The organism is Maricaulis sp. (assembly GCF_048268525.1).
GTDB lineage: Bacteria > Pseudomonadota > Alphaproteobacteria > Caulobacterales > Maricaulaceae > Maricaulis.
Genome location: NZ_JBLWVH010000001.1, coordinates 317,037 through 335,457, shown reverse-complemented (window position 1 = coordinate 335,457; position 18,421 = coordinate 317,037). Strand labels below are relative to the sequence as shown.

General features: G+C 62.0%; 17 protein-coding genes. 8 read left to right on the top strand and 9 right to left on the bottom strand.

All coding sequences use genetic code 11. The annotated features are described in order from the left end of the window. Window positions 1-188 precede the first annotated feature (188 nt). Both kdsB and ACN0X9_RS01320 read left to right on the top strand, forming a co-directional pair. Complete coding sequence (gene kdsB / locus ACN0X9_RS01325; protein WP_417485836.1) at window positions 189-968, top strand: 3-deoxy-manno-octulosonate cytidylyltransferase; 780 nt, start codon at window positions 189-191, stop codon at window positions 966-968. Further along, entirely contained in the window at window positions 968-1,600 is a 633-nt protein-coding gene (locus ACN0X9_RS01320; protein WP_417485835.1) for a histidine phosphatase family protein, read from the top strand. The genes kdsB and ACN0X9_RS01320 overlap by 1 nt, the downstream gene beginning before the upstream one ends. Here the strand turns inward: ACN0X9_RS01320 and ACN0X9_RS01315 are convergent, their stop codons facing one another. Beyond that, window positions 1,601-2,473, bottom strand: coding sequence for an alpha/beta fold hydrolase (locus ACN0X9_RS01315; protein ID WP_417485834.1), 873 nt, complete (start codon window positions 2,471-2,473; stop codon window positions 1,601-1,603). Then, window positions 2,473-4,209: a spinster family MFS transporter gene (locus ACN0X9_RS01310; RefSeq protein WP_417485833.1), complete on the bottom strand. Its 1,737-nt coding sequence runs from the start codon at window positions 4,207-4,209 to the stop codon at window positions 2,473-2,475. The genes ACN0X9_RS01315 and ACN0X9_RS01310 overlap by 1 nt, the downstream gene beginning before the upstream one ends. Before the next feature lie 202 nt (window positions 4,210-4,411). On the opposite strand from ACN0X9_RS01310, the gene ACN0X9_RS01305 reads away from it, so the two are divergent. Then, a complete protein-coding gene (locus ACN0X9_RS01305; RefSeq protein ID WP_417485832.1) occupies window positions 4,412-6,115 on the top strand; it encodes a M28 family metallopeptidase in 1,704 nt (567 codons plus the stop codon). Next, window positions 6,075-6,701, top strand: a complete 627-nt coding sequence (locus ACN0X9_RS01300) for a hypothetical protein (RefSeq protein WP_417485831.1) — start codon at window positions 6,075-6,077, stop codon at window positions 6,699-6,701. The genes ACN0X9_RS01305 and ACN0X9_RS01300 overlap by 41 nt, the downstream gene beginning before the upstream one ends. A gap of 107 nt (window positions 6,702-6,808) precedes the next feature. On the opposite strand, the gene ACN0X9_RS01295 is transcribed toward ACN0X9_RS01300, so the two are convergent. Genes ACN0X9_RS01295 through ACN0X9_RS01285 form a run of 3 tightly spaced genes read right to left on the bottom strand, consistent with a single transcriptional unit; the run spans window position 6,809 to window position 8,767 of the window. Then, complete coding sequence (locus ACN0X9_RS01295; RefSeq protein WP_417485830.1) at window positions 6,809-7,429, bottom strand: helix-turn-helix domain-containing protein; 621 nt, start codon at window positions 7,427-7,429, stop codon at window positions 6,809-6,811. A gap of 42 nt (window positions 7,430-7,471) precedes the next feature. Then, window positions 7,472-8,119, bottom strand: coding sequence for a helix-turn-helix transcriptional regulator (locus tag ACN0X9_RS01290; RefSeq protein ID WP_417485829.1), 648 nt, complete (start codon window positions 8,117-8,119; stop codon window positions 7,472-7,474). 3 nt (window positions 8,120-8,122) lie between these two features. Further along, window positions 8,123-8,767: a helix-turn-helix domain-containing protein gene (locus ACN0X9_RS01285; RefSeq protein WP_417485828.1), complete on the bottom strand. Its 645-nt coding sequence runs from the start codon at window positions 8,765-8,767 to the stop codon at window positions 8,123-8,125. A gap of 233 nt (window positions 8,768-9,000) precedes the next feature. Between ACN0X9_RS01285 and ACN0X9_RS01280 the strand changes: the two genes are divergently transcribed. Both ACN0X9_RS01280 and ACN0X9_RS01275 read left to right on the top strand, forming a co-directional pair. Further along, entirely contained in the window at window positions 9,001-10,128 is a 1,128-nt protein-coding gene (locus ACN0X9_RS01280) for a hypothetical protein (protein ID WP_417485827.1), read from the top strand. A 108-nt stretch (window positions 10,129-10,236) separates the two neighbouring features. Beyond that, a complete protein-coding gene (locus tag ACN0X9_RS01275; RefSeq protein ID WP_417485826.1) occupies window positions 10,237-10,833 on the top strand; it encodes a helix-turn-helix domain-containing protein in 597 nt (198 codons plus the stop codon). A gap of 2 nt (window positions 10,834-10,835) precedes the next feature. Here ACN0X9_RS01275 and ACN0X9_RS01270 read toward each other — a convergent pair whose 3' ends face one another. Genes ACN0X9_RS01270 through ACN0X9_RS01260 form a run of 3 tightly spaced genes read right to left on the bottom strand, consistent with a single transcriptional unit; the run spans window position 10,836 to window position 15,513 of the window. Beyond that, window positions 10,836-11,888, bottom strand: a complete 1,053-nt coding sequence (locus tag ACN0X9_RS01270) for a 2-oxoacid:ferredoxin oxidoreductase subunit beta (protein ID WP_417485825.1) — start codon at window positions 11,886-11,888, stop codon at window positions 10,836-10,838. After that, window positions 11,885-13,720 carry a 2-oxoacid:acceptor oxidoreductase subunit alpha gene (locus ACN0X9_RS01265; protein ID WP_417485824.1) on the bottom strand — a complete coding sequence of 612 codons (1,836 nt, stop codon included), beginning with the start codon at window positions 13,718-13,720 and terminating at the stop codon, window positions 11,885-11,887. The genes ACN0X9_RS01270 and ACN0X9_RS01265 overlap by 4 nt, the downstream gene beginning before the upstream one ends. Next, window positions 13,717-15,513 carry an FAD-dependent oxidoreductase gene (locus ACN0X9_RS01260; protein WP_417485823.1) on the bottom strand — a complete coding sequence of 599 codons (1,797 nt, stop codon included), beginning with the start codon at window positions 15,511-15,513 and terminating at the stop codon, window positions 13,717-13,719. The genes ACN0X9_RS01265 and ACN0X9_RS01260 overlap by 4 nt, the downstream gene beginning before the upstream one ends. A gap of 247 nt (window positions 15,514-15,760) precedes the next feature. Here ACN0X9_RS01260 and ACN0X9_RS01255 point away from each other — a divergent pair, with 247 nt between their 5' ends. Next, the gene (locus ACN0X9_RS01255; RefSeq protein ID WP_417485822.1) at window positions 15,761-16,501 is read left to right on the top strand and encodes a hypothetical protein; all 741 of its coding nucleotides are present in this window, start codon (window positions 15,761-15,763) and stop codon (window positions 16,499-16,501) included. A gap of 9 nt (window positions 16,502-16,510) precedes the next feature. Beyond that, window positions 16,511-17,146: a hypothetical protein gene (locus ACN0X9_RS01250; protein WP_417485821.1), complete on the top strand. Its 636-nt coding sequence runs from the start codon at window positions 16,511-16,513 to the stop codon at window positions 17,144-17,146. Between the two features lie 327 nt (window positions 17,147-17,473). Here the strand turns inward: ACN0X9_RS01250 and gcvA are convergent, their stop codons facing one another. Next, on the bottom strand, window positions 17,474-18,409 hold the full coding sequence (gcvA, locus tag ACN0X9_RS01245; protein WP_417485820.1) for a transcriptional regulator GcvA: 936 nt from the start codon (window positions 18,407-18,409) through the stop codon (window positions 17,474-17,476). Window positions 18,410-18,421: the final 12 nt, after the last annotated feature.

Sequence of the window (18,421 nt, the reverse complement as noted above, 5' to 3'; positions counted from 1 at the left end):
CGGTCCTTGCTGGCGGTTTGAGGGGTAAATCTGTGCGCAAGCCATATGGCGCGCCCGCACTCTCTAGGACATCCGTGCAGCTCACGCACGGAAAATTCCAGCATCCGGGCCTGCCGGGCTTGATGCGGGAGTGGAAATTGCAGCGCGTGTGTGGAACAAGCCGGTGATCACTGGATTTGAGGCCCGCCATGTCCGTTCTCGCCGTCATTCCCGCCCGTTTCGGATCGACCCGTTTTCCCGGCAAGCCACTGGCGATGATCGCCGGCCGGATGATGGTCGAGCGCGTCTGGCGCATCGCCGCGGCAGCGCCCGGCGTCGACCGGGTTGTCGTCGCAACTGACGATCAGCGGATCATGGACGCGGTCGCAGCCGCCGGCGGCGAGGCAGTCATGACCGATCCGGACTGTCGCAACGGCACCGAACGGGCGCTGGACGCGGTGAAGCGTCTGAACAGCGACGCCGATATCATCATCAACGTCCAGGGCGACGCGCCATTGATCCCGCCTTGGGTGATCGGCGGGGTTGCCGAAACCCTGCGCGGCGACCCGTCACTGCAGATGGCCACACCCGCCATCGCCCTGCCGCCCGAGACCGAGGCCCGCATGCGCGCCGACAAGGCGAACGGGTCTGCCTCGGGCACCACCGTCGTCTTCAACAAGGCGATGGATGCGATGTATTTCTCCAAGAATGTCATCCCTTTCCGCCGCAAGCCGGACGAGGGCGCGCCGACCTATCAGCATATCGGCCTGTACGGTTATCGCCGCGACACGCTGGAAGAGCTGGTGGCGCTGGAGCCAACCCCGTTTGAGCTGACCGAGAGCCTGGAACAGTTGCGGGCGCTCGAGAATGGCATCCCGATCCGCGTCGTGCTGACCGACTACCGCGGCCGCTCGGCCTGGTCAGTCGATGCACCGGAGGATGCTGTCCGCGTTGAGGGCATCATCGCGGCTGAAGGCGAGCTGGTCTGATGGGCCGTATCCTGCTCGCCCGCCACGGCAATACATTCGGCCCCGGCGACACGCCGGTCTGGGTCGGGGCGAAGGAAGACCTGCCGCTGGTCGAGAGCGGCGAGGCGCAGGCCCGGGCGCTGGGCGAGGCCCTGAAGGCGGCGGGTGTCACCCCGGCCCGCCTGATCTGCGGCCCCCTCAAGCGGACCCGCCGGGCGGCAGAGATCGTCGCCGGACTGACAGGCTTTGCCGGCGAAATCGAGATCGACCCCCGTTTGACCGAGATCGATTACGGGTCCTGGGGCGGCAAGGCGAATGATGAGATCATTGCCGAATTCGGCCAGGACGCGCTGGATTGCTGGGACAAGCGCCACACCCGTCCGGGCGGTGTCGACTGGTCACCGTCGGAGGTGGAACTCAAGGCCAACGCGCTCGCGGCCATGACGGACGCGGCAACAACGGACGGCCTCGCCCTGGTGATCACCTCGAACGGCATCCTGCGCTACATGCACGCAGCGCTGAGCGGCGATGATGGCAATGCCAAGGTGAAGACCGGCCATCTGTGCGCCGCCGAGATCGACGGCACAACCGGATCACGCCTGCTCTGGAACGAGAAGCCGGACGCCGACCTCATCGCCCGACATTTCAGCTGATCAGTCGACCCGTCCGAGGAAGGCTTCAACCGCCTGCCAGGCTTCCGGCTCGGTGATGAAGGGGGCGTGGCCGACATCAGGCACCTCGACCGTCGCCAGGTCAGGCTTGCGCCGCTTCATCTCGGCGATGGTCGCCGGCGTCAGCAGGTCCGATATGCCGCCACGGACGACCAAGGTCGGGATGTCGGCAAAGGGTGTCCAGAAGTCCCAGAGATCAGGCAGCGCGCCGCCCTCATCCATCTGCTCGACCAAGGCCCCGTCATAGGCGAGCGCGATGGTGCCATCCTCGCGTTCGACCCAGGTCTTGCGAGCGAAATCATCCCAGAAAGCGGCATCACCATCGCGCTTGGGGAAGGCGGCGAGGTTTGACTGGCGCGTGCGCGCTGCGGCTTCGGCCCAGTCAGTGACCGGATCGCGGCTTGAGACATTCGACTTGATCCGGTCCAGACCGTCACTGTTGATTTCCGGACCGATATCATTGATCACCGCCGCCGCCACGAGATCCGGCTGCAAGCTGGCGATGATGAAGGTCATCAGCCCGCCCATCGACGTCCCGACAAAAACCGCCCGCGACACCTCGATCGAAGCCAGCAGCGCCATCACGTCCCCGGCATAGGTCGGTGGCTGATACCGCGTGGCCACCGGATCATGATCGGATTGGCCGCGACCGCGCGAGGAGATCGAAATCACGCGCCGCCCGGTTGCCGCGACCATTGGCGCGAAATCCTCGAAATCCCTGACATTGCGGGTCAGCCCGTGCAGGCAGATGACCGGCAATCCGGTCTCCTTGCCCATGGCCGGATAGTCGCGCCAGTGAATGCGCGGCCCATCCGCGGTCTCGAAGAAATGATCGGTGAAGTGCGCGTCAGTCATCAGGACGGTTCAGCCTCCGTCGGCGGTTCGGCCTGCGGGACAGGCACGGTTTCCCCATCGCCTTCCCAATCACGGGCCAGATAGCGCGACGCCCAGAACATGAAGAAGGCGGCAACGAGATAGAGGCTGGCGCCGATCACGATGGAGATCCGCAGCGAGCCATCACCGAAGGTCGGCTGCAGCACGGTCGACACACGGCCGAGCACGTACACGCCGCCGCCAATCCCCAGGAGGTTGTTGATCAGCAGGAAGACCGAGGATGCACTGGTGCGCATGTGCGGTGGCATCAGGTGCTGGAAGGCCGACAGGACCGGGCCCAGCCAGGCCAGGCCCAGCGCGGTCGGGATGAACAGGATGATCACCGCCATCATCGGCGACGGCGCCATGATCCCGGCCCAGTAGAGCGGTGCGCTCAACAGGAAAGCGATCGCCGGCACGGTCGCGAAGGCGGAGCGCTTGGCCTTGCCCATCACATCGCCCATCACGCCGCCGAGGAAGATGCCCAGGCTGCCGGCTACAAAGAGCACGCCGCCGAACAGCCAGCCGGTTTCAACCAGGCCGAGCTGGAAGCTGCGCGAGAAGAAGGACGGCAGCCAGAAGAAGACGCCATAGCCCATCATCGACGAGGCCGAGGCCCCCATGATCATCAGCCAGAAGCTCGGCTTTTCGAGCGCCAGCGACATGAAGTCCCGGAAGGCGGCGAAGAAGGCGCCGATGAGGAAACCAGCCGCCGCGTGACCGATCAGCCAACCAATAGCCGCCGTCGAGAGACCGGCTCCGCCCATCGCGGGAACAAGCCAGGCGACCAGGGCGGACAGCGGCATCAGCACGGCGAGGCCGACCATCAGCATGACCGGGCTGGTCGTGCGGGCGACCCATTGACCCGCCATCCAACCGGACACGGCGCCGACACCGGCCGCCGCAAGCAACAGCGGTATGGACTGCTGGGACGTGGCACCGAAGACCGCGATGTTGAAGATGGAAAGCAGGCTGGGAAGGGTGAAGATCACCGCTCCCGCAATGGAGAGAATGCGGGCCTTGTGTGCCGGGTAGACACCGACTTCCTGTTTGGCCTGGGCCGTCTTGGTCGGGACACTGTCAAACTGGCCGCGCTTGGGTTCGCGAACCACCAGCTTGAAGATCGGCGCCAGAACGATGCCGGCGATCCCGACAATGAAGAAGGCCGAGCGCCAGTCCAGCGCGTCGGAAATGCCGCCGCCGGCGATCTGTGAACCGGCGATCACGCCGAAAGCGCTGCCGACCGGAATCCCCAGCGAGTAGATCGCCAGGGCCCGCGAGCGTTCTGCGGGCGGATGATAGTCGGCGATGATGGTGTAGGCCGGGGCGACCCCACCCGCTTCACCAATGCCGACACCGACACGCGCCAGGAAGAGGTGGGTGAAGTTCTGGGCAAAACCGGACAGCGCGGTAAAACCACTCCACACCGTCAGAGCGGCGGTCATGATCCAGGTCCGGCTCATGCGGTCGGCGAACCAGGCGATCGGAACGCCGAGGGTCGAATAGAGAACGGCAAAGGCGATACCGCCCAGCAGACCAAGCTGCTCGTCGGTCAGGCCGAGATCCTCCTTGATCGGAATGGCGAGGATGGAAATGATCTGGCGATCCAGAAAGTTGAACGCATAGACCAGAAACAGCAGCAGCATCACAAGGCTGCGATACCCTTTGCTGGTTTTTGTCGCGGCAGCGGATGCGCCGTCCCCGTTTTCACTCGCCATGATCTCTCCCCTCAAGGCCTGCCGGTCGTTGTCCGACCGTGCGATGCATCGCTCTCCATCGACGCAAACATGAATGGTCATTCAGGTTTGGTCAAACCCGATTTCCATCAAACGCCTGCGTGCGCTAGTTTGCAGCGCGCCGCGACGCAGGCACGATGTTGCACAGAAAAAGGGCAATGCCCAATGATTGATAGGGGTTGAGATGAAACATACCGGAATTCCTGCAGCGCTGATCGGACTGACGATCGCCGCCTGCTCACCCGCCAGCGAAAACGGGACAGACGCAACCGCCGCGCCGACCGAAGACAGCGCTGCCAGCCATACCGAAAGCATGACCAGCGTCGCCATCAACGAGGCCGACCTGCGTCACCGCATTTCGACCCTCGCCGATGACAGCTTCGAGGGCCGCGCCCCGGCGACACCGGGCGGCATCGCCGCCAGTCAGTGGATTGCCGACGAAATGGCCCGTATCGGCCTGGAGCCGGGTTTTGACGGCAGCTATTTCCAGCCGGTCTCCCTGCTCGCCGTGACGCTGGACGCCGAACAGTCCAGTTTTGACGTCGCCTTCGAGGGCGAACCGCTCGGCCTGAGCATGGGCGAGGATGTGGTTTACTGGTCAAAGCTGAACTCGTCTGACATCGCCATCACTGACAGCGAGCTGGTCTTCGTCGGCTATGGCGTTGTGGCGCCGGAATATGGCTGGGACGACTATGCGGGCCTCGATGTCGAGGGCCGTACGGTCGTCATGCTGGTCAATGATCCCGGCTATGCCAATCCGGACAGCGGCCTCTTCAACGGCAATGCCATGACCTATTATGGTCGCTGGACCTACAAGTACGAAGAAGCGGCCCGCCAGGGCGCAGCCGGGGTCATCCTGATCCACCAGACGGCGCCTGCCTCCTATGGCTGGAACGTGGTCTCGGGCTCGTGGTCGGGCACCCAGCTCGATCTGGCACGCGAACCGGGCCAGGGCACATTTGCCGACATTGAAAGCTGGGTCACCGAAGACCGGGCCCGCCAGATGTTCGACCTCGCCGGACTCGACTTTGACGCCGTGACCGCAGCCGCGGCCCAGCCGGGCTTTGAGGCGGTTCCGATGACCGGCCTGACCGCCACCGGCTCGCTGGTCAATACGGCCGAGACGATGGACTCCCGCAATGTCGTCGGCATCGTGCCCGGCACAACGCGTCCGGACGAATACGTGCTCTACACCGCGCATTGGGACCATATCGGCATCCGCGACGTGCCTGAGGGCGAGGACGGTATCTATAACGGCGCCGTCGACAATGCGACCGGCACCGCGGCCATCCTCGAGATCGGTGAAGCCTTCGTGGCCAATCCGCCCGAGCGCTCGGTGATGATCCTGGCGGTCACCGCCGAGGAGTCCGGCCTTCTGGGTTCGGCCTATTACGGTGAAAACCCGATCGTGCCCTATGGCCAGACCGTGGGCGGCATCAATATCGACGCCATCCTGCCGTCCGGTCGTTCGCGCGACGTGGTCGTGGTCGGCCACGGCGCTTCCGAACTGGAAGACGTGCTGACCGCAGCCGCCGCCGAACAGGATCGCTATATCGTTGCCGATCCGACGCCGGAAGCGGGCTATTTCTACCGCTCGGACCATATCTCGCTCGCCAAGCATGGCGTGCCGATGCTGTACGCCGATGGCGGGTTTGATCTGCGTGAAGGCGGCACCGAGGCAGGTGAAGCGATGGGCGAGGACTACCGCGCCAATCGCTATCACGGTCCGGCCGACGAATACTCCGTCGACTGGGACATGTCGGGCATGGTCGAGGACACCACGCTGTTCTTCAATGTAGGCTCGCGTCTGGCCAATTCGGGCGATTGGCCGAACTGGTATGAAGGCAATGAGTTCCGCGCCCTGCGCGACGCTCAAATGGGCGAGTAGCCCAGACCCGAAAACAAGCAGCAAAGGGCGGCCCGACGGGTCGCCCTTTTTGCTGAAACCAAGACCCTCTTCACACCGGATTTTAATCCAATCCCGTCATGTTGGCTGTCAGGATGAGGTGTTTGAAGGGGGGCTGGTGATGAAGATTTCAAAAGTATTGGCAGGTTTGGCCGGGGGCGCGCTGAGCCTCGCTGGCTCCGCTTTCGCCGAGGATTTACGCGTCCCGCAGGGTGAATATTTCCAGATGGGCCGGATCGGCGGCAGCATGGATTCGGACCCTGAATACTTCTGGGCCCATTTCCTCGCGGCCCACGATAGCGACGGCACACAAACCAGGGGCGTTGTCATGATGATCCCGGCCGGCGGAGACACCGACACAGAAATGGTCGGAACCTGGACGGTGGACAACGAGACCGGGGCGGTGACCATCGAGCCAGGATTTTATGAGACGACACATTGCGATGCCTGGCCCGAATATTTTGACGGTGAAACCATCGACCTGACGGCACCGTCAGAGAAGAATTGCTGGGTTGGCAACAACCACGCGTCCTATGTCAGCGAAATGGTCTATCAGGGCCTGCGCTAGGGTCGGTGGATTGATTTCGGCTTGAGCGGTATTTGGCCGCCAGGACGCGACAAAAAGGGCGACCCGAGGGGCCGCCCTTTTTCTGTTTGCATGTTGACCGGCCGGCGTCAGAAGGTGCGACGCACCACGACCTTGTCACCACGTTCTTCAAGCCGCGCCGAATAGCGCTTCTCGTCGAGCGTCGCGCCGGAGTGGATGCAATAGACCGTCCGGGCCTCGGAGATGCGCGGCCAGTGAATGAAGTCACACAGCAAGGACTGCATGCCGGCCGAAACATTCACCTCCAGCGTTCCGATGCTCTGGGCAAAGGCGAGATTGTTCTGGAACATGCCCTCGGCCCGCAATTGCTCGAGCGCTGCCGAAAAATCACCGCCGAGGAAGTCGCGGACATTACGGCCCTCGATCTCATTCCGCTTTATCCCGAACAGGTCCAGCGCGCCCAGCGAGATCGCCTTGATCATGCCCATTGAGTCGGTCACGAACTCAACGGTCGGATTGAGTGATACGAGGTCGACCCAGGTCGGAGCCGGCGCGATCACGAACGCATCCTGGACCAGTTCGGCCATGCGTCGCTTGATCCGCTCGGGTGGTTCACTGTCGCCATTCTCCCAGCGCGAGATCATGGCCTGGGTGACGCCGAGATCACCTGCCAGAGCGGCCTGCTTCAGCCGTTTTGACATGCGGAAGTTCCGGATCACCGACGGCCAGTTCACCTTGCTCGACGTCATCGACAATTTGATATCGTGAACCAATCCGTCCCCCTTGCAGGCTCAACCCCGCCCTGTCAGTTCAACTTGCCCGCCCAACTCCCGGCGCAGGCTTTCAAATTCCGTCGGGCTGATCCTTGCCCCGGTCAGCATCCAGCGGACCCGGCCATCTTCAGCCGCATGTGGCCAGTGCAGACCATGCACCGGTCCAATATCGCGATTTTTGTATGTACTGGCAAAACAATACATGTCAGCACTTTCGACGCTTTCAAGCGCGCCGTCAAAGAAACCTTTGGCAACGAGAATGTTGAACAGGCCGACAAGGTCACCGCAGAACAGCGCATCGATGCCTTTCCCCTCTATTTGACCGCGTGACAGGTCGAGCTCCCGGATCAGGCCGGCGCTGGCGGTTTCGACCACACCATCAACGCTCACGACGGCCGCCATGCCGGGCTGGAAGGATACATGATTGCGCCAGCCGACCAGGGGCGACGCCATCGCGTCGGAGGTCCCGGCGAGCGCCCGAATACGCGCCTGCATCCCCGGCGCCGGGCTGACCTCGCCGGACTCCCAGCGCGACACCATGGCCTGGGTGACACCCAGATCCTCGGCGAGAGCAGCCTGCTTGATATTGTTGGTGAAGCGATAGCGGCGCAGATAGTTGCGCCAGATATCGGGTGCGCCTTCCGCCGGATTGTCATCGACGGGCATGGACTATATCGCCTTGCGGATGATGCGATTTCCGCCAAGCCGCATGCGAACATCATCGCGAACACGCACTGATACTTCAGCGCCGGACAGGAGCCAGACGATTTCCGGTCCGGGCAGGAAGCTTGGCCGGTGCAAGCCATGCACATATCGCGTCCGGCGGGTGCCGTCCGGTGCGTGGAATGTCACGGTATCAATGCTCTCGGCCGATGAGACACGGCCTTCAAACAATCCCGATGAACACAGGTCGTCATACAGATCCAGCCAGTCGCCTTCGAAGGCTTCGTGGACATAACGGCCTTCCAGCCCGTGACGGTCACAATCCAGCGCCCGGCAGAAGCCGCGGCTCGCCCGCACGATCCGGCCGGCGGCATTGATCACCCCGACGACAGCCGGGTGTCTGCCGATACGGTCGAGCCAGACATCGCGGGAAACCGAGGCCTGGGAAGCCCAGTAGAGATCAAAAAGTCGGGCCTGGATTCGGTCCGATGGCAGCGCGGCAGACGACTCCCATCGGGACACCATGGTCTGGGTCACGCCCAGATCATGCGCCAGGGCCGCCTGTTTGAGGCCTTTCGACAGTCGATAGTGGCGTATGACGGACGGCCAGTGAATGGCCTGGACATCAAGGGTCGGCGAAGGTGCGGACATGTGCGCTTCTCCTGATCGAGAGGGCGCGCCGGTGCCGGTCATCGGCGGTTATAATTTATAACGCGTTTTGGTCGCGCTGTGAAGGCTGGCGCTTAAAGCAACCAAATGCACGCAATCACAGGCTCGATTGCGACACTTGCGTGAAAAAGACAGGCGACTGCGCCTCGCTGATTGATTGATTGCGCTGCTCATTGCTACGTGGCGCGGGGATTTGTCTTGAAGGGGTCCGGGCCATGGCCGATCTGAGCACCACCGTGTGGGTCTTTTCGATCCTCGGATTTCTCATCGGCGCCTATTCCATTGTCGCCAATGATGCCATCCAGACCCTGGGCACATTCCTGAGTTCCAACGCCAAGCGCCCCTGGTGGGGCCTGTGGGCCTATGCCTGCTCGATCATCGTGGTGGTCATGCTGTGGGGCTTTTTCGGCGGCGCTGGCGATATCGCCTTCGGGCGCCTGAACTCCCTGCCCTACCCGGATGGCGGCGTGCAATGGTGGCACGCCATTCCGCCGCTCTTCCTGCTGATCCTGACCCGCTACGGCATCCCGGTCTCGACGACCTTCCTTGTCCTCACCATTTTCGCACTGACAGGTGGCGCCAATACCGAGGGCGTCCTGCCGAAAATGCTGACCAAATCAGCGCTCGGCTACATCGTGGCGATCAGCGCCGCCTTCTTCGTTTACCTGCTCATCTCAAGGGTTTTCGAACGCTGGATCGATCGCACGAAGGACAAACCCCACCACCCGGCCTGGTTCGTCGCCCAATGGGCCGCCACCGCTTTCCTGTGGTCGCAATGGCTGATGCAGGACCTCGCCAATATCTTCATTTTCCTGCCACGGACGACCGAGCTCGTTCCCGCACTCGATGGTGATGGTCTGCCATTGATGCAGGAAGGCGTGGCGGTCATGCAGACCCAGGTGACCTTCTCTCCCTTACTGCTGGTCTTTGCGACGGTCGTGATGCTGGCCCTGCACGCCATCATCTTCCGCAATCGCGGCGGCGAGATCCAGAAGATTGTCCTGTCGAAGACCAACTCCACCGACATCCGCGCGGCCACCGCCATCGACCTGATCTACGGCGTCATCCTGTACATCTTCAAGGAGGTCAATGACGTGCCGATGAGCACGACCTGGGTCTTCCTGGGCATGCTGGCGGGCCGCGAAATCGCGATCGCCTATATCGCCGGCCTGCGCTCCAGACTCGCCGCCCTGTGGGATGTGACCTCGGACGTGCTGCGCGCTTTCCTGGGCCTGCTGATCAGCGTCATCCTTGCCATTTTCCTGCCCGCCTGGGCTCGCGGTGAACTGGGCGAGCTGATGTCGGACCTGCCCGGTTACGTCGCTCGGGCCCTTGGTTTCTAAGCCCGTCCATCACCCGTTTGGACGTGGATAATTCATATTTTATGAGTGCTCATTCATCCGCACAGAGCGGCAAGATAGTCCAAGATTCAAAGGGGTTAGAATTCCATCTTGGATATCGACTGGGCAAAGACGGTCCGCTCGCTTCGACTGAGGTTGAGGCTGAAACAAGGCGCGATGGCCGAGCTCATCGGCGTCAGTCAAACCTATGTTTCACGGATCGAGTCCGGTCTGGTTCTCCCACCGGAACCCGTCGCGGCCGCCATCATGAAACTGGCCGAAGATCCGCGCACCCGTTCCCTGTTTGATGATCTGCGCGCCACGGTCAACCACAGCCCCTTCCCCTGCCTGCTCCTTCAGACCGGACCCGATGGCCCCAGCGTCGAAGCCGCCAGCACGGACATGACACGCGACTTCATGGCCGGCACGAAACAGGTCCGCGACACGCCGGGTCTCGACCGACTGATCAGTGACCTCGACGCCCTCGCCCGGGAAGGCCTCAACGATGGTAGCATTCTAGGCGCGTCCGCCGTCTGGGTGGACCGTGAGCGTTCAGATCGGTTCTGGCAGGTGCGCTACACGCCAATCCGTGACGAGACCGGCGCCAGCTTCGTCCATGTCACCCTGGCCGGCCTGGAAGACAGCCCGGCCGCCCGCGCCGCCGCCAATGACGCGACGCCGCGGATCGACCGGTTCAACGAAAGCTGACGTCAGCGGTAGCGCGATTGCAGCTTGGCGAGGGCCGCCCGGCCCGGTGTCAGGCGCTCGTAGGGCACCTGGTTCAGCGGGGTTTTCGGCAGCTTGTTGGCCGCCTGCATGTCCGGCAGGTCGCTGTTGAGATACAACAGGCCGGTACGGATCTCGCCCTCGGTCTTGTTCATCATCAGCGTCTCGATCGCCTGGGCGCGGTCGCGCGGATCGTAGTCACTGTCGGTCTTGCGCAGGAAGAGCTCGCCGCCATCCTGCATCGTCACCCGCATTGCTCCGTCCTTGTCGTAGGACCCGGTCACCTCGTCGGCATGGGCGACGAAGTCCGTATGCACCATCGGGTGATAGTATTTGTAGGTATGGGCATAGCTCTTGGTCGACCCCTTGTGATCATTGAAGGTCACGCAGGGTGAGATGACGTCGATCAGGGCAAAGCCCTTGTGCTTCAGACCGGCCTTGATCAGCGGGATCAGCTGCGACTTGTCACCGGAAAAGGCGCGCGCCACGAAGCCGGCGCCCAAGGTCAGTGCCTGGACGCAGGGGTCGATCGGCATCTGGTCATTCTCGATGCCTTTCTTGGACTTCGATCCATAGTCGGCCGCGGCCGAGAACTGGCCCTTGGTCAGCCCGTACACGCCATTATTCTCGAGGATATACAGCATGTTCAGATTGCGCCGGATGGCGTGGGCGAACTGGCCAAAGCCGATCGACAGCGAATCCCCGTCACCGGAGATGCCGATATAATTGAGATCGCCGTTGGCGGCATTGGCGCCGGTCGCGACCGACGGCATGCGCCCGTGCACGCAGTTGATGCCGTGCGACTGGCCCATGAAATAGGCGGTCGTCTTGGACGAACAGCCGATGCCGGAGACCTTGGCCGCGCTTTCCGGCGCCAGATCCAGTTCCCAGAAAGCCTGGACCAGGGCGGCAGTGACCGAGTCGTGGCCGCAACCGGCACAAAGGGTCGACATCACGCCTTCATAATTGCGGACCGACAGGCCCAGCTTGTTCTTGGGCAGATGCTTGTCGATGAAGGGTTTGCTCATGGAGGTCATGCGACGTCTCCCAGGGCTTCCAGATGGGCGGAAATGCCCTCGATAATGAATTTCGGATTGGCGGCCATGCCGGCATAATCGAGGATCGAAACCAGCTTGTGCTTGGGTGCTTCGGTCTCGTTGACCAGCAAGGACCGCAATTGCCCGTCCCGGTTCTGCTCGACCACGAACACCTCGTCATACTGGTCAATAAAGGCATCGACTTCGGCATTGAAGGGGAAGCCGCGGACGCGCAGATAGTCCAGCTTCACGCCATTCTCGGCAAAGCGGTCGAGGGCTTCCAGCACCGCGCCATCACAGCCACCGACCGAGATGATCGCCCGCCGGGCGTGCTGGCCGCAGCGCGTGATGACCGGCGCGGGAACGGCATTGGCGGCGTTCTTCCACTTGGTGGTCAACCGGTCGAGCACTTCCTTGTACTCATCACTGTCCTCGGTATAGCCGCCCTTCCAGTTATGGCCGGAACCGCGCGTGAAATAGGCGCCCTTGGGATGGGTGCCAGGCAGCGTGCGGTAAGGAATGGCATCCCCGTCACGGTCTTCATAGCGGTAGAATTTCTCGAGTTTGTCGATTTCCTCGGCGCTCAAGACCTTGCCGCGGTCAGGCTGGTAGCTGTCATCCCAGTCCAGCTCCGGGATCATCCAGTCATTCATGCCGATATCGAGATCGGTCATGAAGAAGACCGGCGCCTGGAAGCGTTCGGCGATGTCAAAGCTCTGCACCGCCATCTCGAAGCATTCCTTCGGATTGGCCGGGAAGAGGAGGATATGCTTGGTATCACCATGGCTGGCATAGGCCGCCAGTGTGATGTCGCATTGCTGGGTCCGCGTCGGCAGGCCGGTTGACGGCCCTGCCCGCTGGACGTCGAACAACACCACCGGCACTTCGCCATAATAGGCAAAGCCGATGAACTCACTCATCAGCGAGATGCCCGGCCCCGACGTCGGGGTGAAGGAGCGGGCGCCATTCCAGCCAGCGCCGATGGCCATGCCGACCGAGGCCAGCTCGTCCTCACCCTGGATGATGCAGAAATTCTTCTCGCCGGTTTCCGGATCAACGCGGAACTTCTCGCAAAACGCTTTGAAGCCATCCATCAGCGAGGTCGAGGGCGTGATCGGATACCACGCGCCAAAGGTCGCCCCGGCATAGACACAGCCCAGGGCCGCAGCCGTATTGCCGTCGATCATGATGTGACCGGCGGTCTTGTCCATCGGCTCGATGCGCAGCGGCAGCGGGTCGGGGTGATGTTCGCGGACATAATCGAGACCGAGGCCGATCGCCTTCATGTTGGCGTCGATCAGATGCTCCTTGGTACCGAACATCTCCTTGACCAGATTGCGGATGACCTCGACATCGAGACCGGTCAGGCCGGCGACGGCACCAACATAGGCCATGTTCTTCATCAGAACGCGGGTGCGGGCATTATCGAAGGCAGCATTGACCAGACGCGCCAGCGGCACACCGATCGCGGTGACATCGGCGCGGGCATGCAGGTCCGGGCGCGGCCAGGTCGAGTCATAGAGCAGGAAACCGCCTGGGCTGACCTCGGCGAGGTCTTGTTTATACGTCTCCGCATTCATGGCGACGATGAACTCGGCCGTGCCCGAGCGCGCCATATAGCTGTCCTTGGTCAGGCGGATCTCATACCAGGTGGGCAGGCCCTGGATGTTGGAGGGGAAGAGGTTCTTGCCCACCACAGGCACGCCCATCCGGAAGATCGCCTTCATCAGAAGACCATTGGCCGACGCCGAACCGGTGCCGTTCACATTGCCGATCTTGATGACGAAGTCGTTGACCCGGACTGCGTCTGTCACGTCCACGAGATCCTTCATTCGGCCGCCACTTTCTTCGTTTCATCGTCGACATGCGGAATGAAGATGTCGGCGTCCTGCATGTCCCACGCCGCGGTCGGGCAACGCTCGGCGCACAGGCCGCAATGCAGGCAGAGGTTTTCGTCCTTGACCATGACCCGCCCGGTATCCTTCAGCGGTTCGGAAACAAACAGGTCCTGGTCCTTGTTATTGGCCGGCACGCGCAGCGACTGGCGCAGCTCGGCCTCCTCGGCGACCGGCACGATCGACAGGCAGTCAACCGGGCAGATATCCATGCAGGCGTCGCACTCCTTGCAGAGCGGGGCCTCGAACACGGTCTGCACGTCGCAATTCAGGCAACGCTGGACCTCGGTCGCGATCTGCTCGGCGGTATAGCCTGTCTCGACTTCCATCTTGCGATTGGACAGGCGCGCCTTGAGCTCGGCCAACGGCATTTGCCGACGATGTTCGCCGGTATAGCTGTTGGAATACATCCACTCATTCACGCCCATCTTGGCGGATTGCAGATTGACGCCACGCGGCAGCCGCGCGGTCATGTCGGTCGCCTCGCAATGCTTGTGGATCGAGATCGCCGCCTGATGGCCATGCTCGACCGCCCAGATGATGTTCTTGGGACCAAAGGCACTGTCACCGCCAAAGAAGATGCCCTTCTTCGTCGACTCGAACGTCGTCTCGTCAACGACCGGCACGCCCCATTTGTCGAATTCGATACCGATATCGCGCTCGATCCAGGGGAAGGCATTCTCCTGGCCGATCGCCAGGATGACATCGGTGCAGGGGATGACCTTGGTTCCGGCGATCTTGGTGTCAGTGATATTGCCGTCCTCATCGAGCTGATACTCCATCAGCTCGAATTCCATGCCGGTCAGCTTGCCATTCTCGACGACGAAGCGCTTGGGAGAGTGATTGACCAGGATGTCGACATTCTCGTCCTCGGCGTCTTCCAGCTCCCAGGGGGAGGCCTTGAAAAATTGCCGCGGCTTGCGCGCCATCACCTTCACATCAGTCGCGCCGAGGCGCAGCGAAGTTCGGCAGCAATCCATGGCGGTATTGCCGACCCCGATAATCAGGACTTCCTTGCCGATCTTGTCCACATGCTCGAAGGCGACGCTTTCCAGCCAGTCGATACCGATATGGATATTGGCGTCGGCCTCGTCGCGGCCCTCGATCTTGAGGTCCTTGCCCTTGGGCGCGCCGGACCCGATGAAGACGGCGTCATAGCCACTCTCGCTCAAGGCCTTCAGGCTCTCGATCCGGTGGCCGGTCTTCAGCTCTACGCCCTGGTCGAGGATATAGCCGATCTCCTCGTCCAGCACTTCTTCGGGCAGGCGGAAGGAGGGGATGTTGGCGATCATCAGCCCGCCGGGACGGTGATGGGCTTCAAAGATCGTACACTCATAGCCCAGCGGGGCGAGATCATTGGCCACGGTCAAGGACGCCGGACCGGCCCCGATCAGGGCGATCTTCTTGCCATTCGTGCTGGCCGGCTTTTGCGGCACGAGGTGTTTCACCTCGTCGCGATGGTCGGCAGCGACCCGTTTCAAGCGGCAGATCGCAACCGGCTCCTCCTCGACCCGGCCACGCCGGCAGGCCGGCTCACAGGGCCGGTCACAGACCCGGCCGAGAATGCCGGGAAAGACATTGGATCGACGATTGACGAGATAGGCTTCGGTGAATTCACCTTGCGCAATCAGGCGGATATACTCGGGCACCGGCGTATGCGCCGGGCATGCCCACTGGCAATCCACGACCTTGTGAAAATAGTCGGGATCGCGCGTATCGGTCGGCTTCATGCTCCTCACCCCGGGCTTGCACCCGTTCTGTCTGTATGGGCCGGCAACCATCGAGGGTCGCGGAATTGGCCCCATACTCACATGGTGAACGCCGCAAGGGTCAAGCAATTTCCCCTTTAAGCGACCGATTGCGCACGCCTTTGTTTGTTAGTGCGAGTGAATTGCAAAATGGTGGCGGTAACGGCCGAATGCATTGCAACTAGAATCGATACAACCTCGAAAAATAACAGTTTGGATGGACCACTAGGTGCAGAACGTCTTTGCTCAGTTCGGCCATAGCGCACAGTCCTCGCCTTGGGAAACGGTTTTAGTCTCGTTTTCTGGCGTGTTGCTCGGCGGCCTGATTTCGCTTTTTTCAGCTATGTACTTGAATGCTCGCGCGAACAGGAAAAGCGCACTTAAAGACGGCCTTGTATTTGTTTCGAACGCCACTTCGCTGATAAATGACATCGCATCTGTTCATAGGCCAATTATGAACCAAATAAATATAGCCAACTTGCTATTTCAAAGCGATTTATACTGGCAAGCCATTCTGCCCTTTGTATCATCAAGAGATTCATCGTTTACATCTCCAGCTGAATCCATACATTTCGTTATGGAAAAAATGGACGATGAAACACTCAACAAGTTTACGCAATTAATAAATATGCGCAACATACTTGTTGCTGCACTTGCCTACTATAGCAAAACAAGACTTGAGCTATCCGCACTTCTTGATGAACATTCTACAATCGAAGAAGATAATCCAGTTGGTGGTTTGATGAAGACTGAGTTCACCAGCACCGGAAATGCCGGACTAATACGCCGCATTGGCGAAATTCGAGGTATCGCAAAAGAACTCGTAGAATTGGCAAGCGAAGCGATGGTACTCGCCTACGCCTTTTCGGAGCACGTCAACGCCAAGCTATATGAACGGTATCCGAAGCGAACCGGATTGTTCGGAAGGAGGATTCCAACCCAATTTCCGTATAGACTCGCTCCGATGTAGTGCTGTGCCATGACACGCCCCACACCCCTCCAGAACCGCGTCACCCCCACCGGCGAGATTTGTGCCCACACGGCCCGCGGCACGCTGATGGGCAATCGCGGCATCCTGCATGATGAGCGCCAACGACTCGGCACGGCGCGCTGGAAACACCTGGCCTGGGTCACGTGCACCCTTGCCTTCAAGGAACGCCGCCGCGAACTGATGAAGCCCGGCTGGTATACCGAGCTCTTCTTCACAGACGAAGCCGTCGCCCTCGCCGCCGGGCACCGTCCCTGCGGCGAATGCCGGCGAGACGATTTCAATCGCTTCCGGGAGGCTTTCACGCGCGCCCATCCGGACCTGCCAGGCCTGGTTCGAGCGCCGGATATGGACCGCTTGATGCACAAGGCACGGGTCCTGTCGCGATCGCGGGCGCAGGTGACCTATGGGGCCACGCTTTCGAAGGTTCCGGAGGGTGTCTTCTTTCGGGTCGCGCCCGACGGGGAGCCGCTGGTGCGCTGGCGGGGACGGGTCTGGTCCTGGTCGTTTGATGGTTATGCAGCGGGACCGGACGCTTTGCCGGATCGGGTGGAGGTGCTCACGCCGGAGCCGACTGTGAAGACGATTGCGGCGGGTTATATGCCGGTCTGCCACGCCACCGGATAAACCCCTCCCATTTCTCCCGGACGCGCGTTCGCGCGATCCGGGACCCACGAGAGACTCATCATCACCGGAGAAGCCCGTCGGTCCCGGCTCTGCGACCTGCCTGCGCAGGCCTCCGGCCGGGAAAAATGAGTTTTGGACTGGTAGCGCCGCGCGCGGAAATACCCATAGATCGCTTGTCAGCCAGCAGACGCTATCCGGTTTTCAAGCTCAAGGGTGAAACCGCGAAGCGGCGCGTACGCGCCCTTGACCTTGAAAACCGGCTAGCGCGAACTCACGGCAAGCGATGAATGGGCAGCTGAGCGCGAGCGCCCCTCGCCCACGCCCCCCTCACAACTCATCCACCGAATGCTCATGCACGCGCGCCTCGGCCTTCAGCCAGGCGATGAAGGCCTGCGCATCCGGGCTCAGAGGCCGGTTCCGCGCTGTCACAATATGATAGGCGGAGCGGACCGGCGTCGTTCCGTCGGGGAAGAGGGCGACGAGGCGGCCACTGGCGAGATCGTTCTGCACCAGGGCGCGCTTGGCCAGGGCGACGCCGCGACCGGCGACAGCGGCGTCGATGACCAGGGCTGACTGGTTGAACCGCACTCCCCCGGCCACATCGACACCCCGCGCGCCGCGCGCCTTGAGCCAGGACGCCCAGTCGGCGCCATCGACCTCGGTTTCCGGAGAAGCGTCGTGCAAGAGCGTCTGGCCACGCAGGTCCTGGGCGCGGGCGAGCGCCGGGCCATCACGCAAGAGGTCGGGCGAGCAGACCGGCAGGACTTCCTCGGCCAGCAGGGCTTCCTCATTCAGCGTCATGTCGCCGCCAGGGCCGTAGCGGATGCCGAGATCGGCGGCGCCGGCAGCCAGATCAACCCGCTCCGAGGTCGCGGCGATCCAGACTTCAACGCCGGGCACTTCCTCCTGGAAGCGGAACAGGCGCGGGGCCAGCCATTTGCCGGCGAAGGAGGGCGCGACCGAGACGGTCAGGGCGCGGCGATGGACGGGCTGGCGCATCAGGGAGACGGCGCGTTCCAGGGTCTCGAAGGCTTCCGATGTGACCCCGGCTGCCGCGCGGCCCGCCTCGGTCAGGCTTAGCCCCCGCCCCTGCCGGACGAACAGTGGCGCCCCGACATGCTCTTCCAGCTGCCTTATCTGCTGGCTGATCGCGCCCGGCGTGACCGCCAATTCGTCAGCCGCGCGGGCGAAGCTTTCAAGCCGGGCGGCGGCCTCAAAGGCGCGCAGGGCATTGAGGGGCGGAAGGCGGGATGTCTGGACCATGCCATGAATTTA